The organism is Bradyrhizobium sp. USDA 4541 (assembly GCF_024171085.1).
Lineage (GTDB): Bacteria > Pseudomonadota > Alphaproteobacteria > Rhizobiales > Xanthobacteraceae > Bradyrhizobium > Bradyrhizobium australafricanum.
Genome location: NZ_JALJZF010000001.1, coordinates 1752483 through 1772012, shown reverse-complemented (window position 1 = coordinate 1772012; position 19530 = coordinate 1752483). Strand labels below are relative to the sequence as shown.

General features: G+C 64.5%; 15 protein-coding genes and 1 tRNA gene. 6 read left to right on the top strand and 10 right to left on the bottom strand.

Features of this window, described 5'->3' with window-relative positions; genetic code table 11:
- Positions 1-75: 75 nt before the first annotated feature.
- Positions 76-534 carry a hypothetical protein gene (locus tag J2R80_RS08315; protein ID WP_253638358.1) on the bottom strand — a complete coding sequence of 153 codons (459 nt, stop codon included), beginning with the start codon at positions 532-534 and terminating at the stop codon, positions 76-78.
- 185 nt (positions 535-719) lie between these two features.
- On the opposite strand from J2R80_RS08315, the gene J2R80_RS08310 reads away from it, so the two are divergent.
- The 3 genes from J2R80_RS08310 to J2R80_RS08300 all read left to right on the top strand — a co-directional run bounded on the left by J2R80_RS08310 (position 720) and on the right by J2R80_RS08300 (position 3845).
- A complete protein-coding gene (locus J2R80_RS08310) occupies positions 720-1169 on the top strand; it encodes a hypothetical protein (protein ID WP_057021152.1) in 450 nt (149 codons plus the stop codon).
- Between the two features lie 133 nt (positions 1170-1302).
- Positions 1303-2586 (top strand): MFS transporter, encoded by a 1284-nt coding sequence (locus tag J2R80_RS08305; protein ID WP_309143748.1) that lies wholly within the window; start codon positions 1303-1305, stop codon positions 2584-2586.
- A complete protein-coding gene (locus tag J2R80_RS08300) occupies positions 2586-3845 on the top strand; it encodes an arsenic transporter (RefSeq protein ID WP_253638357.1) in 1260 nt (419 codons plus the stop codon). The genes J2R80_RS08305 and J2R80_RS08300 overlap by 1 nt, the downstream gene beginning before the upstream one ends.
- Before the next feature lie 155 nt (positions 3846-4000).
- On the opposite strand, the gene J2R80_RS08295 is transcribed toward J2R80_RS08300, so the two are convergent.
- From J2R80_RS08295 to J2R80_RS08280, 4 genes are all read right to left on the bottom strand, one after another.
- Positions 4001-4090, bottom strand: a tRNA-Ser gene (locus J2R80_RS08295).
- Positions 4091-4538: 448 nt separating this feature from the next.
- The gene (locus tag J2R80_RS08290) at positions 4539-5990 is read right to left on the bottom strand and encodes a trehalose-6-phosphate synthase (RefSeq protein ID WP_057021128.1); all 1452 of its coding nucleotides are present in this window, start codon (positions 5988-5990) and stop codon (positions 4539-4541) included.
- A 202-nt stretch (positions 5991-6192) separates the two neighbouring features.
- Positions 6193-7026 (bottom strand): trehalose-phosphatase, encoded by an 834-nt coding sequence (otsB, locus tag J2R80_RS08285; RefSeq protein WP_375162565.1) that lies wholly within the window; start codon positions 7024-7026, stop codon positions 6193-6195.
- Between the two features lie 3 nt (positions 7027-7029).
- On the bottom strand, positions 7030-8520 hold the full coding sequence (locus tag J2R80_RS08280) for an MFS transporter (protein ID WP_233475856.1): 1491 nt from the start codon (positions 8518-8520) through the stop codon (positions 7030-7032).
- A gap of 184 nt (positions 8521-8704) precedes the next feature.
- On the opposite strand from J2R80_RS08280, the gene J2R80_RS08275 reads away from it, so the two are divergent.
- A complete protein-coding gene (locus J2R80_RS08275; protein ID WP_253638356.1) occupies positions 8705-9073 on the top strand; it encodes a DUF3175 domain-containing protein in 369 nt (122 codons plus the stop codon).
- Positions 9074-9265: 192 nt separating this feature from the next.
- Here the strand turns inward: J2R80_RS08275 and J2R80_RS08270 are convergent, their stop codons facing one another.
- A complete protein-coding gene (locus J2R80_RS08270) occupies positions 9266-11299 on the bottom strand; it encodes a methyl-accepting chemotaxis protein (RefSeq protein WP_057021126.1) in 2034 nt (677 codons plus the stop codon).
- 466 nt (positions 11300-11765) lie between these two features.
- On the opposite strand from J2R80_RS08270, the gene J2R80_RS08265 reads away from it, so the two are divergent.
- Both J2R80_RS08265 and J2R80_RS08260 read left to right on the top strand, forming a co-directional pair.
- Entirely contained in the window at positions 11766-12938 is a 1173-nt protein-coding gene (locus J2R80_RS08265) for an FIST N-terminal domain-containing protein (RefSeq protein WP_253638355.1), read from the top strand.
- Positions 12935-14308, top strand: a complete 1374-nt coding sequence (locus tag J2R80_RS08260) for a hybrid sensor histidine kinase/response regulator (protein WP_229192426.1) — start codon at positions 12935-12937, stop codon at positions 14306-14308. Before J2R80_RS08265 ends, J2R80_RS08260 begins: the two co-directional genes overlap by 4 nt.
- 266 nt (positions 14309-14574) lie before the next feature.
- On the opposite strand, the gene J2R80_RS08255 is transcribed toward J2R80_RS08260, so the two are convergent.
- From J2R80_RS08255 to J2R80_RS08240, 4 genes are all read right to left on the bottom strand, one after another.
- Positions 14575-15315, bottom strand: coding sequence for a response regulator transcription factor (locus J2R80_RS08255; protein ID WP_057021123.1), 741 nt, complete (start codon positions 15313-15315; stop codon positions 14575-14577).
- Positions 15316-15595: 280 nt separating this feature from the next.
- Complete coding sequence (locus J2R80_RS08250; RefSeq protein WP_016843264.1) at positions 15596-16276, bottom strand: response regulator transcription factor; 681 nt, start codon at positions 16274-16276, stop codon at positions 15596-15598.
- Between the two features lie 135 nt (positions 16277-16411).
- A complete protein-coding gene (locus J2R80_RS08245; RefSeq protein WP_309143802.1) occupies positions 16412-17620 on the bottom strand; it encodes a c-type cytochrome in 1209 nt (402 codons plus the stop codon).
- A gap of 27 nt (positions 17621-17647) precedes the next feature.
- Positions 17648-19363 (bottom strand): PQQ-dependent methanol/ethanol family dehydrogenase, encoded by a 1716-nt coding sequence (locus tag J2R80_RS08240; RefSeq protein WP_253638353.1) that lies wholly within the window; start codon positions 19361-19363, stop codon positions 17648-17650.
- Between the last annotated feature and the right edge of the window lie 167 nt (positions 19364-19530).

The following is a 19530-nucleotide window of genomic DNA, read 5'->3' as shown; positions in this document are numbered from 1 at the left end:
CCCAAGCTTAACTCAAGCTGAACGGAACGGTTCAGGCTGGATTGGGGACAGTGTCCTAGGCTTCAGGCATCGCAATCATGAAAGGAGCGTCCAATGACCGAAAGCGATGCACAGAGGGATACGAGCCCGTCGCTGCCTGGGCGCCGGCAGGTCCGGCATCGTGGCCTGTTGGCAGGGGCCGCGCTTGCCGTGCTTGTCGCCGGCGCAGCGGCCGGTGCCGGTGGCGTTCGCGTCGCCCAGAATTGGCCGCCGCGCAACGTCATGCTGCTGCAGCCGACCGCGATCGACAGGCTGCAACCCGGCGGTCCGTCCGCCGTGCGCGGCAACGTCGCTGAGATCTTCGGCCACATGTTCTTGATGGAGGACGGCGGCGGCCGCGCCCTGATCGATCTCGGACCGCGTGGGGATAATGCCGATGCCGTCACCAGGGGAGAGATCGTGACGGTCCAGGGAATGTTCGATCAGGGGATCTTCCGCGCTCAAATCGTCTCGCATGCCGACGGCCGAACCGAAGCCTTCGGTCCTCCGCCGCATCCGCCTCGCGGCGCGCCACCGCCGCCTCCGCGGGCCGACGGGCCGCCTCCGCCGCCGCCCCCAGGGGCACCACCCCCACCACCGCGGGCTGACGCCCCGCCACCACCGCCCGGAGCACCGCCACCGCCCCCTGGGCCCAAAGCGCTTTGAGCAAATCACGAACAGTAGAAAATCAGGAGATCAGGATGTCCGAAGACCAGATCAAATTGTCCGGCAGGATCGTGCACGTTTTTGCGCACCGCTTTGTGGTTCAGACCCCGAAAGGCATGGTGCTTGCCGATCTCACGCCGCATGGAGCAGACCTCGTCAAGCTCCGGATCGGAGCCGATGTCGAACTGGAAGGCGAGCAGAAGCCTTCTGAGCTCAAGGTGACGCATTTCGCGTGCGATGGCGCGGGCGTGACGATCCAGCACAAGAAGAAGCCCGAGCACGCCCACCACGAACCCGCAGACCCCGCCGCAGCGATCGAGGCCGCTCGCTCGGCCGGGTTCGAACCGATGGGTACGCCCCGTCGCAAGCCCAAGCATTTCGAAATAGACGGCCGGCGCAACGGCGAGACCTACGAACTGCACGTCGAATTGGGCGGACGAATCCGGAAAGCCAAGCTCGTCGGCAACGGACACGAAGCTGCTTGACGCTTAGGGGACGACTGACGCCGCTCTGAGCAGCCGTAACAGGAAACCGGACCCGAACCGGACTCAACCGGCTCGGGTGCGTCGAGGATCTCATCGGACAGGCAGTTTGTTTAATCAAGCATCGGGATGCAACGTGTCGATAGCACCGACGGCCTCATACAGCGCAAGTCCAGAGAAGGCGCTCCGTCCGCTGCTCGCGCTGAACTTCTTCATCGCCGACATGCAGGCCGGCATCGGGCCGTTCCTCGGCGTATTTCTGCTCGCGCAGGGCTGGCAGGCCGGCTGGATCGGGACGGTGATGACGGCGGGCGGCGTTGCTGGGATGTTGATGACGACGCCGGCCGGAGCCCTGATCGACGCCACGCGCAGCAAGAAGCTGTTCGTCATCATCCCCGGCATCTGCAGTGTCGTCGCCTCCGGCATCGTGCTGCTGTCACAGGAGTTCTGGCTCGTGGCAGCCTCGCAGGTCGCGACGGCGATTGCCGGCGCCGCGATCGGTCCGGCCGTCGCCGGCATCACGCTGGGTATCGTCCGCCAGGCAGGCTTCAATCGACAGAACGGCCGTAACCAGGCCTTCAACCACGCCGGCAACATGGTCGGCGCCGGGCTGTCCGGATTCGTCGGCTGGGTGTACGGCTTCACCGCGGTGTTCTGGCTCGCGGCGGTCTTCGGTGTTCTCTCGATCGCTTCCGTTATGATGATCCCGAGCGCGTCCATCGACGACGACGCAGCCCGCGGGCTCGAACGCGAGAGCACGGACGACAAGCGCGCGAGCGGGTTGCAAGTGCTGATCGAATCGAAGCCATTGCTGATCCTCGCCGCAACTCTGCTGTTCTTCCACCTCGGCAATGCGGCGATGCTCCCGCTGTACGGCCTGGCGGTCGTGGCCGACAAGCAGGCCGACCCCGCGAGCTTCGTCGCGATGACCATCGTCATCGCCCAGGGCACCATGATCCTGACCTCGCTGGTTGCGATGCGGATGGCCGAAAGGGAGGGCTACTGGCTGGTCATGCTGGTGTCGTTCATCGCCTTGCCGGTCCGGGGCATCATCGCGGCGTGGCTCCTGAACAGCTGGGGCGTTTATCCGGTACAGATTCTTGACGGCGTCGGCGCGGGATTGCAGAGCGTGGCAGTGCCCGGCCTCGTCGCGCGGATTCTCGACGGGACCGGGCGGATCAATGCCGGCCATGGCGCGGTCATGACGGTCCAAAACATCGGTGCCTCGCTCAGCCCTGCGATCGGTGGCTGGATCGCGCAGGAGTTCGGGTACGGGCCGATGTTTCTCATTCTCGGTGGCTGCGCCACGGTCTCAGTCGCGCTGTGGAGCGTCTTCGCGCCGTTGTTGAAGCCTGCTTGTGCGACAAAGCCCGGGCACGCATCGGATGCAATGGTTTCAAGCGCCGCGAGTGTCGCCTGATGTTCACTCACAACGCCGCGACCTGGGGAATCGCCGGTCTTGCGACCTTGGGCGTCATTGCGCGCCCCTGGAATCTGCCGGAATACATCTGGGCAGTGACCGGCGCCGTCCTGCTGATCGCCTTCGACCTGTTGCCGTGGCGAGACGCCGTCGCGGCGGCAGGCAAGGGAACGGACGTCTACTTCTTTTTGATCGGCATGATGCTGCTGGCCGAGGTCGCTCGGAAAGAGGGCTTGTTCGATTGGTTCGCCGAACTCGCCGTCAAGCATTCGCGCAACTCAGCGTCGCGGTTGTTTTCGATCGTCTATGCGGTCGGTACGCTGGTCACCATTTTCCTGTCGAACGACGCCACCGCCGTCGTGCTGACGCCCGCGGTCTACGCCGCGACCCGTGCCGCGAAGGTCGAGCCGCTGCCGTATCTTTTCGTCTGTGCGTTCATCGCCAACGCCGCCAGCTTCGTGCTGCCGATCTCTAATCCGGCCAACCTCGTGTTGTTCGGCGCGCGGATGCCGACGCTGCCGCAGTGGCTGCACTACTTCCTGCTGCCCTCGATCGTGGCGATTGCAGCGACCTTCATCATGCTCCGGCTCAGCCTGCGGAACAGGCTGTCGGGTAGTGTCGATGTGCGCGACGGAGAGCCGGCCGTGCTTGCCAGAAGTGCCGCGATCGTCGCCGCCGGCATCGGCGCGACGGCGGCGGTCCTGCTCGCCACATCGGCGTTGGGTCTGGATCTTGGAATCCCGACATTTGCCTGCGGGGCGATGGTGACCGTGATCGTGCTCCTGCTCGGCCGCACATCGCCGCTATCGATCGCGCGCGATATCTCATGGTCGGTCCTTCCTCTCGTCGCCGGACTGTTCATCCTGGTCGAGGGCCTCAATCGCACCGGCGTGCTGCCGGCACTCGCGGAAGAGCTCGAGCGAACCGCCGCGCGATCGCCGCACGCAACCTCATGGGGCGCCGGCGTCATCACGGCGATCGCCTCGAACCTCATCAACAATCTGCCGATGGGTCTGATCGCGGCGACGACCACGCAAGCCGCGCAGGCGTCCCATCACGTCACCGGCGCAATCCTGATCGGCGTCGACCTCGGACCCAACCTTTCAGTCACCGGTTCACTCGCCACGATCCTGTGGCTGATCGCGCTGCGGCGCGAGGGTGAGCATGTTGGCGCGCTTCGCTTTCTGCAACTCGGCATTGTGGTCATGCCGCCGGCATTGGTACTTTCGCTGCTTGCGCTCTCGCTGTCTGCCTCATAAGAGCGGTTGCGGCTTCGATTGCCAGAAACGGGGGGAGCTCCAAGAGGGCTCAACTTCTCTTGGCGGGGCCGCGCATGTTGTGTAGGCGCTGCATACGCGCCGCCGGTCGCACAAAATCGTAGAAGATCGCGGCTTGGCGCACTAAATCGTGGAAATGGCGGAGAGAGTGGGATTCGAACCCACGGTACGGTTTCCCGCACACACGCTTTCCAAGCGTGCGCCTTAAGCCACTCGGCCATCTCTCCGGGAGGCCCTCTCTTGAAGGGCTGAGGCGGATTTTGCAAGGGAGCGCAGGCCGGGAGCGCGAAATTTCCACAACAGATTGAAAACATTGGGTAAATTGATAACGATGGCGGTCGCGCGCCGCGGCCTTGCGCGCGGCCGCGCGCGATTTTGGCCGGCGGTCGGTCAGGGACCGGCGCAAATCAATGAGTGCATGCGATCAACCCGCCTCTTCGTCCGGAGGCTCGCCGCAGGCGCGAGCCCGGAATCTATTGGACCGCATCGCTCCTGGAAGAACGGATGCCGGATTCCCGCTTTCGCGAGCCCCGTCGCGAGAACGCGAAGTTATGACCACTGGCCGCGCAACACATTCAGTGTCGTTCCCTGCCTAGTGCGCAATTACGCGTTAGCAGGGACGACAGAACCGCGGATGGGCGAACTAACGCACCCACCCTGCATCGTCATGCTCGCTCAGTGATAGCGCGCGGCAAAATCCGCCGTGCGGCGCGGCCACAGGGTTGGTGGCTCTGGCAGCGCCGCGTTTCCCGCATTGTGCGTATCCTGCAGCGCCTCGATGAAGTCGGCGAACCATTGCTGGATGGTGCCGCTGTTGAGCTTCTCCATCATGGCTTCCCAGCGCATCCGCCGCTCGGTCAGCGGCATCGCGAGGGCCGTCGCCAAGGTGCGCGCCATGCCGTCGATATCGTGCGGATTGACCAGCAGCGCGGCGTCGAGCTCGTTCGCCGCACCGGCGAATTTCGACAACACCAGCACGCCGGGGTCCGCCGGGTTTTGCGCGGCGACATATTCCTTGGCGACTAGGTTCATGCCGTCCTGCAGCGGCGTCACGACGCCGACCTGCGCGGTGCGGTAAAGGCCTGCGAGCACGCCCTGGCCAAAGCCCTTGTTGAGGTAGCGGATCGGCGTCCAGTCGACCTCGCCATGCACGCCGTTGACGTCGGTAACGAGCTTCGCCACCTCGCTCTGCAGATTGCCGTAGGCTTCGATCGCGCCTCGCGAGGGCGTTGCGATCTGCAGCAGCGACACCGAACGTTTCAGGTTCGGATGCAGCGTCCACATCTTGTCGAACGCCTTGATGCGGTTGACGAGGCCCTTGGAGTAGTCGAGCCGGTCGACGCCGATCGCGAGCTTCTCGCCATTGAGGCTGCGCCGCAGCCGCGTCACGTCGGGATGCGTCATCGCCTTGGTCGCCTGCTGCGCGAACTTGCCCGGATCGATGCCGATCGGAAACACCGCGGCGCGGGTGCGGCCGAACGACGAATTGATCACGCCGTCGCGCACCTCGAAGTCGAGATCGTGCTGCACATAGCTCAGGAAGTTCTCGCAGTCCTCATCGGTCTGGAAGCCGATCAGGTCATAGGACAGCATCGCCTCGATCAGCTCGCGATGATTGGGCACGCCCGCGATTACCGCGCGCGCCGGCCATGGCGTGTGCAGGAAGAAGCCGATCGGCTGCGTGACGCCGAGATCGCGCAGCTCGGCGCCGAGCGCGAGGAAATGATAGTCCTGGACCCAGAACACGGAATCCGGCTTGCGGAAGCGCAGCAACGCGCGCGCCATGAACGCGTTCACTTCGCGATAGCTCGCGTAGTCCTCGCGAGACGCACGAATCAGATCGGCGCGCGAATGCATCGCGGGCCACAGCGCCGAATTGGCAAAGCCTTCGTAATAGCCGCCATAGTGCGCGGCCGGCAGATCGAGCATCGCCAGCGCCCCCGCCCCGAGCGCTTCGACCTCTGCGAAAGGTTCCTTCAGGTTCCCGTCGCGGACGCGTCCGCTGGAACCCACCCATATTGCCCCTGTCTTTTCCACCACCGGCAACAATGCCGCAGCCAGCCCCCCCGTCATGGGTTCATTGGGTTTTCCGCGCGAGACGCGGTTCGATACGACGACGAGGTTCACCAGGTCCCCTCCTGTTGGTCAACTCGCGTATTAACAACCATTCATCAAGATGGTTCCTGATCAAGGAATCTCCCAATTGAAACCAAATTCTGGCGAACACGCACGGAACTCGCGGGAACTCGCGAAAAGAAAATTACGCGCGAGGTTGACGCCACGACGCAAAAGCACCGTATTCGATTCGCCTGCGATGAATGCGTTTCGGTTAGGACAGGCTGACGTCCCTATCAACGTCGAGCAGATGCGCGAGGAATTCGCGCACATCGCTCGGTCCGTCGAAATGTCCGGCGACGCCGGTTGCGCGACGGCCGACGGAGAACGCTAGACCGTCGAAATCGGGCATGATCGCAAACACGGTCTCGTCGGTGACGTCGTCACCGATGAAGAACGGGCGCCGTCCCTTGAACGGCTCATGCGTCATCAGCTCGAGCACGCCAGTCGCCTTGGTGAAGCCGGAATGCTTGATCTCGCAGACGCTCTTGCCCGGCAGCACCTCGATCGGCGCATTCGGCAACTCGGCGCGGATCAGCGACACCGCTTCATAGATCGCCTTCTCCGCCTGCGGCGCCAGCCGGTAGTGCAGCGCCAGCGAATAGCCCTTGTCCTCGAGCAGAATGCCGGGGCTGAGCTTTGCGACCGCGGCAAGACGGCGCTTCAACTCCTTGTCGAGCGGCGGCGCGTGTGCGGCGACCGCCTCGCTGTCCGGCTGCAGCCGCATCTCGGCGCCGTGGCCGCCGATCGCGGGAAACACTTCCGGCGCGAAGATCAGGTCGATGTCGTTGAGGGAGCGGCCGCTGACCAGCGCCAGCGCGCCGTGGGTGCGCTCATGCAGCTGCTTCAGCGTGGTCGACAGTTCCGGCGGCACCCAGACCTCGCGCGGCGTCGGCGCGAAATCGAGCAGGGTGCCGTCGATGTCAAGCAGCACCGCGGCCTGGCGGAGCGGCGGGATCAGCGACGCCGGCGTCGGCACGCTGTCCGTCTTGGCGTCAGGGGCAATGTCATCATCCATGGGCATTTCGGCCACGTCATGCTTCGTCATAGTCTACTCCACACATGCCAGTGGTCGCGCGACAGATTCGAGCGATTTCCGCTCGGCCGCGACGGCATAGCGCCATGCGACCGCTGCGGCGACCATCATGAGCGCCGACCCCAGCAGGTAGCCGGCGAAGACACTGTTGCGCGATCCGGTGTCGATCAGCACGCCGAACAGCGCCGGTCCAATTACGCCGCCAATGCCGGTGCCGATCGCATAGAAGGCGGCGATCGCGAGCGCGCGGACCTCCAGCGGAAACGTCTCGCTGACGGTGAGATAGGCGGCGCTCGCGGCCGGCGAGGCGAAGAAGAAGATCACCATCCAGGCGATGGTCTGGGTCTGCGCGGTGAGCACGCCGATCGAGAACAGATAGCCGGACAGCGCCAGCAGCACGCCCGAGATGCCATAGGTCAGCGCGATCATGGTGCGGCGGCCGAGCGTATCGAACAGGCGGCCGAGCAGCAGCGGCCCGAGGAAGTTTCCGGCGGCGAAGGGCAGGATGTACCAGCCGACATTGCTGGCGGCGACACCGAAGAAGTCGGTCAGGATCAATGCGAAGGTGAAGAAGATCGCATTGTAGAAGAACGCCTGCGCGGCCATCAGCGTGAGCCCGACCAGCGAGCGCTGCCGGTAGGTGGAGAACAGCGTCACCGCGACCTCGCGCAGCGGCGTGTGATCGCGCATCCGCAGCCTGATCTTCTCGAAGTCCGCGCTCGACTGCTCGTGGCCGAGCACGGAGGTCTCGATATCGGCGACGATCTTGTGGGCCCGGTCGGGATAGCCGTGGATCATCAGCCAGCGCGGGCTCTCCGGAATCCACATCCGCATCAGTAGCACGACGAGGCCGAGCACCGCGCCGGTGAAATAGGCGATCCGCCAGCCGTGGTCCGGCGCAAGGAACGCGGGATCGAGCAGGATGATGGCGCTCAGCGCACCGATCGCCGCCCCGATCCAGAAGCTGCCGTTGATGACGAGATCGGTCCAGCCGCGATAGCGCGCCGGCACCAGTTCCTGGATGGTCGAGTTGATCGCGGTGTATTCGCCGCCGATGCCGGCACCGGTGAGAAAGCGAAACAGCGCGTAGCTCGCGACATTCCACGACAGCGCGGTCGCGGCGGTCGCCGACAGATAAAGCGCGAGCGTGATGAAGAACAGCTTCTTGCGCCCGATCCGGTCGGTGAGCCAGCCGAAGCCCAGCGCACCGAGCACGGCGCCGGCGAGATACGCGCTGCTGGCAAGACCGACATCGGCGTTGGAGAAGCTCATCGTCGGGCTGTCCTTCAGCGCGCCCGACAATGCACCCGCGAGCGTCACTTCCAGCCCGTCGAGGATCCAGGTGATGCCGAGCGCCAGCACGACGCGGGTGTGAAAGCGGCTCCAGCTGAGATTGTCGAGCCGGACCGGAATCGAGGTCTCGATGATGCGGTCATCGTCCGGCGTGACCGGAGCCACGGCCTGTTGCGTCGTCGCGGAACTCAATTGTGTCGGCTGCACTGTCATCAGAATCGACCAATGAGAAAAACCCCGGAACGATCTGTTCCAAGGTTCACTCACCCGGAATTGCGGCAAACGGAGTGCCCGCCACGCGGTGTCAACGCCGCAGGCCGGCAAGGGTTCCCGCAATGCGGCATAGGAACCGCGGTCGCGGCGATCTGTTCTCGGCTCAAAACACACGGAGGCATCGATGGCCGCACACAAGAAAGCAACGCGCAAGACGGCAAGGACATCACCGGTACGGTCCACGAGCACGACGCGTCGCAGGAGTGGCGCAAGCAAGAGGACGGCGAAGCGCTGGTCGCAGCGGGTGACAAAGGAGAGCGACGCGCTCGACCTCAAGCACGGCGTGTTCAAGCAGACCAGCGCGAAGAAGATCGCATCATCGCTGAAGCGATCCGCCGAGCACAGCGCGCGCCGCAAGAGCGGCGCCTATCGTTCCGCACTGTCGATGCTGACCTTCTATATCAACCGCGCCGGCAAGACGCTGCCGAAGACCGAGCGATCACGGCTGGAGCGCGCCAAGGTCGAGTTGAAGCACCAGTTCGGGCGGGATTAGTCGTCTCATCCCGCCAACCAACAGCGTCGTCCCGGCGGAGTCGATTTGATTCTGTCGTCCTGGCGAAAGCCAGGACCCATACGCCGCGGCTCAACAAAAGGGCACGCGGCGAGTTGTGCTTACAGCAACAAACTGCGGTGGTTATGGGTCCTTGCTTACGCCAGGACGACGATGGATAGACCCGCGCGCGCCTTACGCTGCGCGGATGTTCGCCATGAAGCGGTCGAGCTCCTCGCGCAGCCGCGAGCTCTCGACCGACAGCGAGCGGGCCGAGTTCAGCACCTCTTCGGAGGCAGCTCCCGTCTCGGTGGCGCCGCGATTCACCTGGGTGACGCTGGACGCCGCTTCCTGTGTGCCCTGCGCGACGTTCTGCACGCTGCGCGCGATCTCCTGAGTTGCCGCGCTCTGCTGCTCGACCGAGCTTGCGATGTTGGTCGCGATCCCGGAGATCTGGCCGATCGTGCCGCCGATCTCCTTGATGGCGGCGACCGATTCCTGCGTCGCTGCCTGCATGCCCGAGATGTGGGTGGAGATCTCGTCGGTGGCCCTGGCGGTCTGGCTCGCCAGCGACTTCACCTCGGCGGCGACCACCGCGAAGCCGCGGCCGGCGTCGCCGGCGCGCGCGGCCTCGATGGTGGCGTTCAGCGCCAGCAGATTGGTCTGCTCGGCGATCGCCGTGATCAGCTTGACGACGTCGCCGATCTCCTGCGCAGCGCGCGAGAGCTTGCCGATCCGCGCGTCGGTCTGCTCGGCCTGACGCACGGCGGAATCCGCGATCTGGCTCGACTCCTTGGCGCGACGGCCGATCTCGTCGACGGACGCCGACAGCTCCTCGGTTGCGGAGGCGACCGATTGCATGTTGCTGGAGGCTTCCTCCGAGGCGCCGGCGACCTGGCTCGACAGGTTCTGCGTGGTCTCCGCCGTCCGGGTCAGTGTACCGGCCGCGGATTCGAGCTGCACGGCGGAGGCCGACACGTTGGAGACGATCGAGCCGACCGCGGATTCGAATTCGTCGGCAAAACGAATCAGCTCATTGCGCCGCGCGGTCGCACTCGCCTTGTTCTGCGCTTCCTGGGTCGCGGCATCGCGTTCGGCCTTGGCGATCGCCTGGACCTTGAATTCCTCCACGGCGCCGGCCATCTCGCCGAGTTCGTCGCGGCGGCCGAGGCCCGGCAGCACAACGTCGAAATTACCCGCCGCGAGCTCGCGCATCGCCGCACACATCGCCGCGATCGGTCGCGAAATACCCTTGCCCAGCAGGAACGCCCAGACCAGCCCGAGCACGAAGCTGCCGGCGGCGAGCATCAGGATCAGCTGCTCGGTCTCGCCGATCATGGTGTGCGATTCGTTTTCAAGTCGCTTCTGGTCGGCGAGCAGATCGGACTTCATCGCCGCCGCGCCCTGGCTGATAGCGGCCGCGGACTCCGTCATCTCGACGGTCAGTTCGTCGATCGACTTCGCGTTCGCGATCAGCTTGGCGAGCGCCTCGCGGTACTCTTCGAGCAGCGCGGTGATGTCCTTCACGCTCTGGGTGATCCGCTCGTTATTCGAGGTGATCGCCTTCACGAGATTGTCGGCGAATTTCAGCCGGGCGAGCGCGCTCGAAGCGACCGTCTTGTCGCCGTTGACGACGAAGGTATTGACGGCCCCGGTGATCGACTGGAGCTGGTCGGCCACCTTCTTGGCGCCGAACTGGATCGACTGCAGCTCGGAATCATCGGCGTTGCTCGGGAGATCGTCGAGCTTGTAGCGCATCGAGGTCGCGCTGCGGGTCAGCTTGTTCTGCGCGGTCTGTGCGCTGTCGTTCTTGATGCGGACGATCTCGGCGAAGATCTTGGTGAAGGCGCGGAATTCGCGCTCCAGCTTGGTGATCTGCTCGAGCCGGGCCGGGTTGGTGGTGCCCTTCATCGACGCCATGATGGCATCCTTCAGGCTGCCCTCGGCGGCGAGCGCGGCCTTGGCGTCGTCCTCCTTGCCGGTCGCGACGAAGTAGCGCGCCAGCGAACGGTAGGAGATCAATTCGCGATCGATGTTGCGGGCCAGATCGGCTTCCGCGACGCTCTGGCGATAGGAGCCGACGCCGGCGGAGACCCGCTCGAAGCCCATATAGGCAAAGCCCATGGTGGCTGCCGAAAGCGCCAGCGTGACGGCAAAGCCGAGCATGATCTTGGCGCGAAATCTGAGGGTTGGGATCCTGATCGACAACGATCGCTTCAGCCCCGGCATTCCAACCCCCGTCTTCATTCTGAAAACCACGCGGGGTCCGGCAGCAACCCGCCCCAGACCCCGGAGCGCAAAACTAAGGCAAAATCGATAAGGCCCGGTAAATGGGCAGCGGCCGCTTGGCCCGGCGCGATACTACCTTGGTCGGGCTAGGCGGGTGGGTAAGGCGATTGACGCGCGGGTCCGGCCCGATAGTTTAGAACCGATCAAATCCTGTCCCTGCCCGGGCCAGGAGAACACACATCGGGAGGTGTCCCATGTCATCGCGTCGACCGGCGCCATTGGCGCTTGCGGCGAGCGTAGCTGCCGGCGCAATAGCCCGGCCAATGGCATTTCCCCTCACGACCTGAAAGCCGCGGGCAAGCCGGAACGCCAGCCATCGCGGCATGGTCCGGATGCCCTCACGACCCGCGCGGGTTCAATCGGCCGCGCCAAGAAAAGCAAAAAATTCTGGTCAGGGAGAGCGCCTTTGGCGAAGCAGAACGGTAGCACCGCCGACAGTATCGTCGTGGTGCAGGCAAAGACCGACGGGCCGCGGGAAGCAGCCGACGAGATCGCGCGCCAATTGGCGGCGGCTGATCTCGCGATGCTCGTGGTGTTCGTGTCACCGGTCTACGAGCCGCAGACATTCATTGCCGAACTGTCCAGCCGGATGCCCGACGTACCGATCTTCGGCTGCACCACGGCCGGCGAATTGTCGCCCGGCGGTTGGGACGAGGACAGCGTCGTCGCGATGGGCTTCAACGCGGCCGATTTCGTCATCGCGGCCCGGCCGCTGTTCGACCTTTCGACATTTCGGGTCGATCACGGCCGCTCGATCTGCACCGAATTGCAGAACGAATTCGCGCAACGCACCGAGCATTGCGATCACACCCATGATTCCTTCGGGCTGCTCTTCATCGACGGCATGTGCCAGCGTGAGGAGACCATCATGTCGGCGATCTATGCGTCGCTCGGCGACATCCCGGTGGTCGGCGGCTCCGCCGGCGACGGTCTGCGCTTCGAGAAATCGTGGGTCTTCCATGGCGGCGAGGCCTTTACCGATGCCGCCGTCCTGATCCTGATCCGGACCCGGCTGCCGTTCCGCCTGTTCAAGTGCGATCACTTCGAACCGACATCGACCAAGATGGTGGTGACCGAGGCCGACATCGAGCACCGCATCGTCAAGGAATTGAATGCCGAGCCGGCGGCGCTGGAATATTCCCGCGCCGTCGGCCTCAGCGACAGCAAGCTCGAATTGTTCTCGTTCGCCGCGCATCCCGTGCTGGTTCGCGTCGGCGGCGCCTATTACGCGCGGTCGATCCAGCGCACCAACCCGGACGGATCGCTGCAATTCTTCTGCGCCATCGACGAGGGCATGGTGCTGACGGTGGCGCGCGAGCGCGACCCGATCGACGTGACGAGCCGCCTGCTCAAGGAGCTGACCGAGGATCTCGGCGAGGTCTCGATGTTCATCGGCTTCGAATGCGTGCTGCGCCGGCTCGACGTCGAGCAGCGCCAGCTGTCGCGGGAGATGTCGGAGCTCTATCGCCGCAACAAAGTGATTGGCTTTCAGACCTATGGCGAGCAGTATCGCTCCATGCATGTCAACCAGACGCTGACCGGCATCGCCATCGGCAAGCGGGCACTCGCGCCGCAATGACGGATACCAAGACCACGCGAATTGCGGCGCTCGAACGCGAGGCCGAGAAGCTGCGCAAGATCAACGCGGCGCTGATGTCGCGCGTCGAACGCTCGACCGATCAGCAGCTCAACGCCTTCTCGCTGTTCGAGACCGCGATCGCGCTGGACCAGCAGGTGCGCGACCGCACCCAGCAGCTCAAGCAGGCGCTGCAATCGCTGGAAAAAACCAATGGTCGCCTGCTGCAGGCCAAGCAGCAGGCCGAGGCGGCGAGCTCGCTGAAATCATCCGTGCTGGTCTCGGTCACGCACGATCTGTTGCAACCGCTGAATGCGGCGCGGCTGACGCTGTCCGCGCTGACCGAGATGGCAACCGAATCCAAGAGCGTCGCGCTGACCGATCAGATCGACCGTTCGCTGGCGACGCTCGAGGACATGCTGCGGACGCTGCTCGACATCTCCAAGCTCGATGCGGGCGTGCTCAGGCCCGAATTCGGGCCGGTCGCGATCGCCTCGCTGTTCGAGCCGCTGGAGCAGGAATTTGTCGCGACCGCCGCCAAGCGCAATCTCGGTTTCCGGATCATGCCGTCGTCCGCGGTGGTTCGCTCCGATCCGCTGATGCTGCGGCGGATCCTGCAAAACCTCGTCGCCAATGCGCTGCGCTACACCCAGCGCGGCAGCGTGCTGATGGGATGCCGGGCCAGGGGCGATGACATCTGCATCGAGGTGCACGACACCGGGCCGGGCATTCCGGAAGCGCAGCGCGAAGCCATCTTCGTCGAGTTTCAGCGCGGCGAGACCAGCGCCGGCGACAAGGCCGGCATCGGGCTTGGTCTTTCGATCGTGCGCCGGTTTGCCGACCTGCTCGGCCATGACATCAGGCTGAGCTCGCGCGCCGGCAAAGGCTCGGTATTCTCGGTCACCGTGCCTCGCACGCTGGATCCGGTTGCGATCCCGGTGCGCGAACAGGCCAGCGTCGACTATCGCTATGGCGGCATGGAGGGCGCCAAGATCCTGCTGATCGAGAACGACCTCTCGAGCGCCGAGGGGCTCGCCCATTTGCTGGAGAAATGGGGCTGTGACGTCGCGGTGACGATCTCCAAGACCGAGGCGCTCGAGCGCATCCACGCGCTCGACGGCATTCCCGACGCCATCATCGCCGATCTGCATCTCGACAATGGCGAGACCGGAATTCAGGCCGTCGATGTCATCCGCGGCGCGATCAACGCCAAGGTGCCGGCGATCATCGTGACCGCCGACTACTCGGCCAAGGCCGCCTCCGACGTATCGGCCTTCGGCCATGAACTGTTGAAGAAGCCGATCAAGCCCGCCGAGATGCGCTCGCTGCTGTCGTTCCTGCTGGCGGCGGAGCAGTCGGGCGCGCGGTTATGAGCAGAGCGTTTTCGAGCGAAGTGGATACCGGTTCGCGTGAAGAAAACGCGTCAGACAAGAACCTGGAGCCTTTCCCGTTGCGATTCCATCGAAACGGGAAAGGCTCTAGTGTCCCGAATCCGAAGTTCGCATCATTTGCCGCACCTTCGGAGCGAACTTCGGATTCGATAAGGACACTAGCAAACTTATGGTTCTAGTGTGCATTATGAATGCGAAGTTCGTGAACGTGGCTGCCGCGAAATCGCACGAACTTCGCATTCAGCACACTAGGCGCCATGCGATGACGGCGAGGCCGTCACCGGCGCGTGGTCGTGCTTGCCGAAGTCCAGCTTCGACAGCGCGATGATGGCCTCGGTGCGGCTGCGCACGCCGAGCTTGCGCAGGATCTCCGAGACATGCACCTTCACGGTGGTGACCGAGATATCGAGCTCATAGGCGATGTGCTTGTTCTGCAGGCCGCGGCAGATCATGTCGAGCACGCGAAGCTGCTGCGCGGTGAACTGGCCGAGCTGCTGCACCAGCTCGCGCGCCTCGGCCTGGGCCTTCCGCGCGGCGGCGGTATCGCGAAAGCGCGGCGGCAGGCACACCGCGCCTTCGAGAATGCCGCGCAACAGCCGCGCCAGCTCGAGCTTCGGCGTCGACTTCGGGATGTAGCCGGAAATCCCGAGCGAGATCGCGCCGCCGACGATCCGGGGATCGTCATGCGCCGACACGATCACCAGCGCGCTGCGCGGCGCGGCGGCACGCACCCGGTAGGCGCCGAGCAGGCCCGTGGTGCCGGGCATCGACAGATCGAGCAGGATCAGATCGAGCCCGTCGCGCGCCGCGATCACATCCAGCGCACCGTCGATCGACGTCGCCTGCAGCACCTCGGCATCGGGAAACTCGGCCCCGATCACGCCGATCAGGGCGGCACGGAACAGCGGGTGATCCTCGACGATCAGCAGTCGAGGCGTACCCGCCTTGCCGAGCGGCGGCTCGTCCGCCAGGGGCGCGGTCGTGGTCAATGCTGCGCCGTCCTCCCTCGGATGCTCATAACAGCCATTGTGCGCACGACGTTATCTCAAAGCCGGATGGCAGCCTATAGGCAGGATTTCCAATGCGCCCGCCTCGCAGTGCAGCACGGCTAGTGTCCCGAATCCGAAGTTCGCATCATTTGCCGCACCTTCGGAGCGAACTTCGGATTCGATAAGGACACTAGCAAACTTATGATTCTAGTGTGCTTTATCAATGCGAAGTTCGTGAAAGTGGCTGCCGCGAAATCGCGCGAACTTCGCATTCAGCACACTAGGGCGCCTTCTCCGCCTTTGCGCCCGAACAGGCCTCCGGGACCGGAAGCGGAATCTTGCCGAGCTCGATGATCGCCTTGTTGCGGCTGAACAGCTTCAGCTTGCGCAGGATCTCGGTGACATGCGCCTTCACGGTGGATTCCGCGAGCTTGAGCTCGGCGGCGATCTCGCGGTTCTGCAGGCCGCGGATGATCAGATGGAGCACGCGGATCTGCTGCGGCGTCAACTTCTGAATGCGTTCGCGCAGCGTCCGCGCCGTCTCGGACTGTTCCAGCGCACCGACCGCGACGAAATCCCGCGGCGCGGAGACCGACCCGCTCAGCACACGCGCGATCGCCTGCGAGAGCTCGCCGAGCGAGGTCGACTTCGGCAGATAGCCGACCGCGCCCATCTCGAGCGCCTCGCGGATGGTGTGCTTGTCCTCCTCGCTCGAGACGATGGCGATCGGCAGCCGCGGATAGCGATCCCTGATCTTCTGGAAGCCGGAGAAGCCGACCACGTCGGGCAGCAGCAGATCGAGCAGCGCCAGGTCGATATTCGGCTCGCTGGCGAGGATGCCAAGGGCCCCCTTGATCGAGGTGGCCTCATAGATCCGGGCATCGGGATGCGAGATGCGGATGGCGTTGCCAAGCGCCTCCCCGAACAGGGGGTGATCGTCGATGATCAGGAACCCCATCATGAGGACCCTCGCACTGCCCAAGCCTCCGTTCCGATTGGATCGGAACGGGGCTCTCGATTCATGTTCTGACGCGTTTTCTTCACGCGAACCGGTATCCACTTCGCTCGAAAACGCTCCTCTTGCGAACCGCAGCTTCTAGTTCGATCCGCCGGTATCCTGCACGCTCTGCAGATAGACATATACGTTTCTGAGCTCGTCGTCGTTGAAGACGTCCTTCCAGGCCGGCATGCCCTTGGCCGGCCGCCCGTCATGGACCGTCTTCCAGAATGTCGATTCCATGTCGTCAGCATAGCGCTTCTTGAGCAGCCTGAGATCGATCTTTCGCTCGGCCTGCACCGCGTCCGGGCCGTGGCAATGCGCGCAGGTTCCGTTGAAGACCTCCCGCCCGGCGGTGGCATCCCCCTTGGCGTCGCCGGCGGTCGCGGCGGTCTGAACCGGTCTCTCGGCCGCCGCGGCCGCGGCCTGCCCGACCGTGACGGGCTCGCTGGCGCCGACGGACGACGTCGTCGCGCGGTCGGCCTCGCCGAACTTCACCGGTGCGCCGTTCGGCACGCCATATTTGGCAAACAGGGCGGCAATCTCCGGCTGCAGCGCCGGCAGCACGCCGTCGACTTCATCGCGCAACGCGCCGGACGCCTTGGCGAAACCGATCGCGGTCGCCCAGAGCAGGCCGTCGCCCTCGGTGGACACGATCTGATATTTGTCGCCGAAGCTGGTCTTGTTGAGCCAGCCCGCCACCGGCGCCCAGATGAAGGCGATGTCGGCCTTGCCCTGTTCGAGCGCCGCCATGCCCTCCTCCGGGCTGAGCACGGTCACCTTCCGGACGTCGTCGCGCAGCGCGAGCAGGTTCTGCGGCGTCGATTGATACTGCACCGCAACCCGCAATCCCCTGAGGTCGTCGACGCCGGCAAGCTTGCGGTCCTTGCTGCCGACCAGCGCATAGCCCTCATGGGCGATCGGCTTCGAGAAGATCACCGCCGGGCCCATGAAATCGTCGATCAAAGGCAGGCCGACCATGGCGTCGCACTGCTTGCTGAGCAGCGTCTCCCGCACCGTGCGCTTGCCGAAATAGGACTTGTACCAGTTGGTGCTCACCGTGCGGCCGAGCGTCTGCGCCACCGCCTGGCCGATCTCGAGATAGAGGCCGGGCTTGCCCGGGTCGTCGCTCGAGAACGGCAGGTTGGTCGGGTCGGCGCAGAGCCGCAGCGGCGGCTTTGTCTCGTCGGCGCCGGCCGCCAGGGCCGGCACCATGAGCAGGGCGGAGAGCAGCACGGTCCGGATTGCATGTTCCAACCGCGTGTTGCGCGAGGGGGTGCGCAGTTCGTTTCGGGCGATGCAGGACACGGACAATGCTGCCTCCTAGACGATCGTTTACTGCAGGGCGAACACGAACAGCGAGCCGCCTTCGGGCGCCGCGGCGACCATCTTCTTGCCGATGTCACCGAGGAAGGCCGGCAGCGCCGCGGTGCGTCCGACCACGATCGCGACATACTGCTTGCCGTCGACCGAATAGGTCACTGGACCTGCACCGATGCCGCTGCCGAGGTTCTTGCTCCACAGCACCTTGCCGTTCTTGGCATCGATGGCGCGGAAGTCGCCATGCAGATTGCCGGAGAACACCAAATTGCCGCCGGTCGTCAGCGTGCCGCCGTTGAAGGGCAGGTCTTCCTTGATGCTCCACACCTTCTTGTTGGCGATCGGATCCCAGGCTACGAGCTCGCCGAGGAAGCCGCCGGGGCCCGGCTTGGTCGGGAATTCGGCGCCAAGATAGAACACGCCGCGCTTGTAGTTCACGTCAGAGACCGACCAGTCCATGCACACATTGTTGCTCGGGATGTAGACGAGGCCGGTCTGCGGGTTGAACGACATCGGCTGCCAGTTCTTGCCGCCGATCAGGTTCGGGCAGATGTCCTTGGCGGGATGGCCCGGGCCCGGACGCTTGTCCGGATCCTCTTCCGCCCGCATCGTGTTGATGTCCCACTTCTTGGCCCAGTTGGCGAAGACGTATTTCTCCGCGGAGATCATCTTGCCGGTCTCGCGGTTGGCCACGAAGAAGAAGCCGTTGCGGTCCGCCTTCATCAGCACGGGCGTCTCGGTACCCTTGATCTTGAGGTCGGCGAGCAGCAGCTCGTTGACGCCGTCATAGTCCCAGGCGTCAGCCGGCGTGCCCTGGATGTGCCACTTGATCTTGCCGGTGTTGGGATCGATCGCCAGCGTCGAGGCCGTGTAAAGGTTGGTCAGCTTGCCGAAATTGCCGTCGCCGGTGGAGCGCACCGCGGTGTTCCACGGCCCCGGATTGCTGGTACCCCAGTAGACCGTGTCGGACTTGGCATCGTAGGAGCCGACCAGCCAGGCGGCGCCGCCGCCGTGCAGCCCGGTGTCGCCCTTCCAGGTGTCGCTGCCGGGTTCGCCCGGCGCCGGCACCGTGTAGGTCTGCCAGAGCAGCTTGCCGTCCTTGAGCGAGAACGCCTGCAAGGCGCCGCGGACGCCATATTCGCCGCCGCCGAAGCCGATGATGACCTTGTCGCGGACGACGAGCGGCGGCGAGGTGATGACCGAGCCCTGCTTGTAGTCGACGACCGTCGAGGTCCAGAGCTCCTTGCCGGTCTCGGCGTCGAGCGCGGTCAGCTTGCCGTCGAGCCGGCCGACGAAGATCTTGCCGTCGGCATAGGACACGCCGCGATTGTTGACGTCGCAGCAGGCGTATTGAAGCACGTCATCCGGAATATCGGGCTGCCAGGTCCATTTGCGCGCGCCGGTCGCGGCATCGATCGCATAGACGTATTTCGGACCCCACGAGGTCGACACATACAGGTTCTTGCCGATCACAACGGGCGACGACTCGTTGGAGCGGAGCGAAGCCAGCGACAGCGAGTAGACCAGCTGCAGCTTGCCGGCATTCTCGGAGTTGATCTGCTTCAACGGGCTGAAACGCGTATTGCCGTAATCGTGGCCGGCAATTGCCCATCCGTTGGGATCGGACGCCGCCTTCACGACGGAATCATTGGCTTTCGACGCACCAATGCCTGCCAGCACCATGGCGACCAGCGACACGCCGGCAAAGAAAATCCCGCTCCTCAGCTTCATTGGCTTCCTCCAATATGATTTTGTTGCCGCGATGGATGCATCGCGGGCGCGGATCGCTACCGAATTTCATGAACCAGCGATCTTCTGCCGCTGCGTCGGCGATGAAAATGACAGCAACGCCCTTGCGTCGTTATAGGCGGAAGGTAGTAGCGATCGCGGCGACGATT

Excerpts from the sequence above, each read along its gene's own strand:
- J2R80_RS08250 (WP_016843264.1), bottom strand. The coding sequence starts at position 16,276 with ATGATGGGGTTCCTGATCATCGACGATCACCCCCTGTTCGGGGAGGCG.
- J2R80_RS08310 (WP_057021152.1), top strand. The coding sequence starts at position 720 with ATGTCCGAAGACCAGATCAAATTGTCCGGCAGGATCGTGCACGTTTTT.
- J2R80_RS08240 (WP_253638353.1), bottom strand. The coding sequence starts at position 19,363 with ATGAAGCTGAGGAGCGGGATTTTCTTTGCCGGCGTGTCGCTGGTCGCC.
- J2R80_RS08315 (WP_253638358.1), bottom strand. The coding sequence starts at position 534 with ATGCGGCGGAGGACCGAAGGCTTCGGTTCGGCCGTCGGCATGCGAGAC.
- J2R80_RS08260 (WP_229192426.1), top strand. The coding sequence starts at position 12,935 with ATGACGGATACCAAGACCACGCGAATTGCGGCGCTCGAACGCGAGGCC.
- J2R80_RS08280 (WP_233475856.1), bottom strand. The coding sequence starts at position 8,520 with ATGACAGTGCAGCCGACACAATTGAGTTCCGCGACGACGCAACAGGCC.
- J2R80_RS08275 (WP_253638356.1), top strand. The coding sequence starts at position 8,705 with ATGGCCGCACACAAGAAAGCAACGCGCAAGACGGCAAGGACATCACCG.
- otsB (WP_375162565.1), bottom strand. The coding sequence starts at position 7,026 with ATGACGAAGCATGACGTGGCCGAAATGCCCATGGATGATGACATTGCC.
- J2R80_RS08270 (WP_057021126.1), bottom strand. The coding sequence starts at position 11,299 with ATGCCGGGGCTGAAGCGATCGTTGTCGATCAGGATCCCAACCCTCAGA.
- J2R80_RS08300 (WP_253638357.1), top strand. The coding sequence starts at position 2,586 with ATGTTCACTCACAACGCCGCGACCTGGGGAATCGCCGGTCTTGCGACC.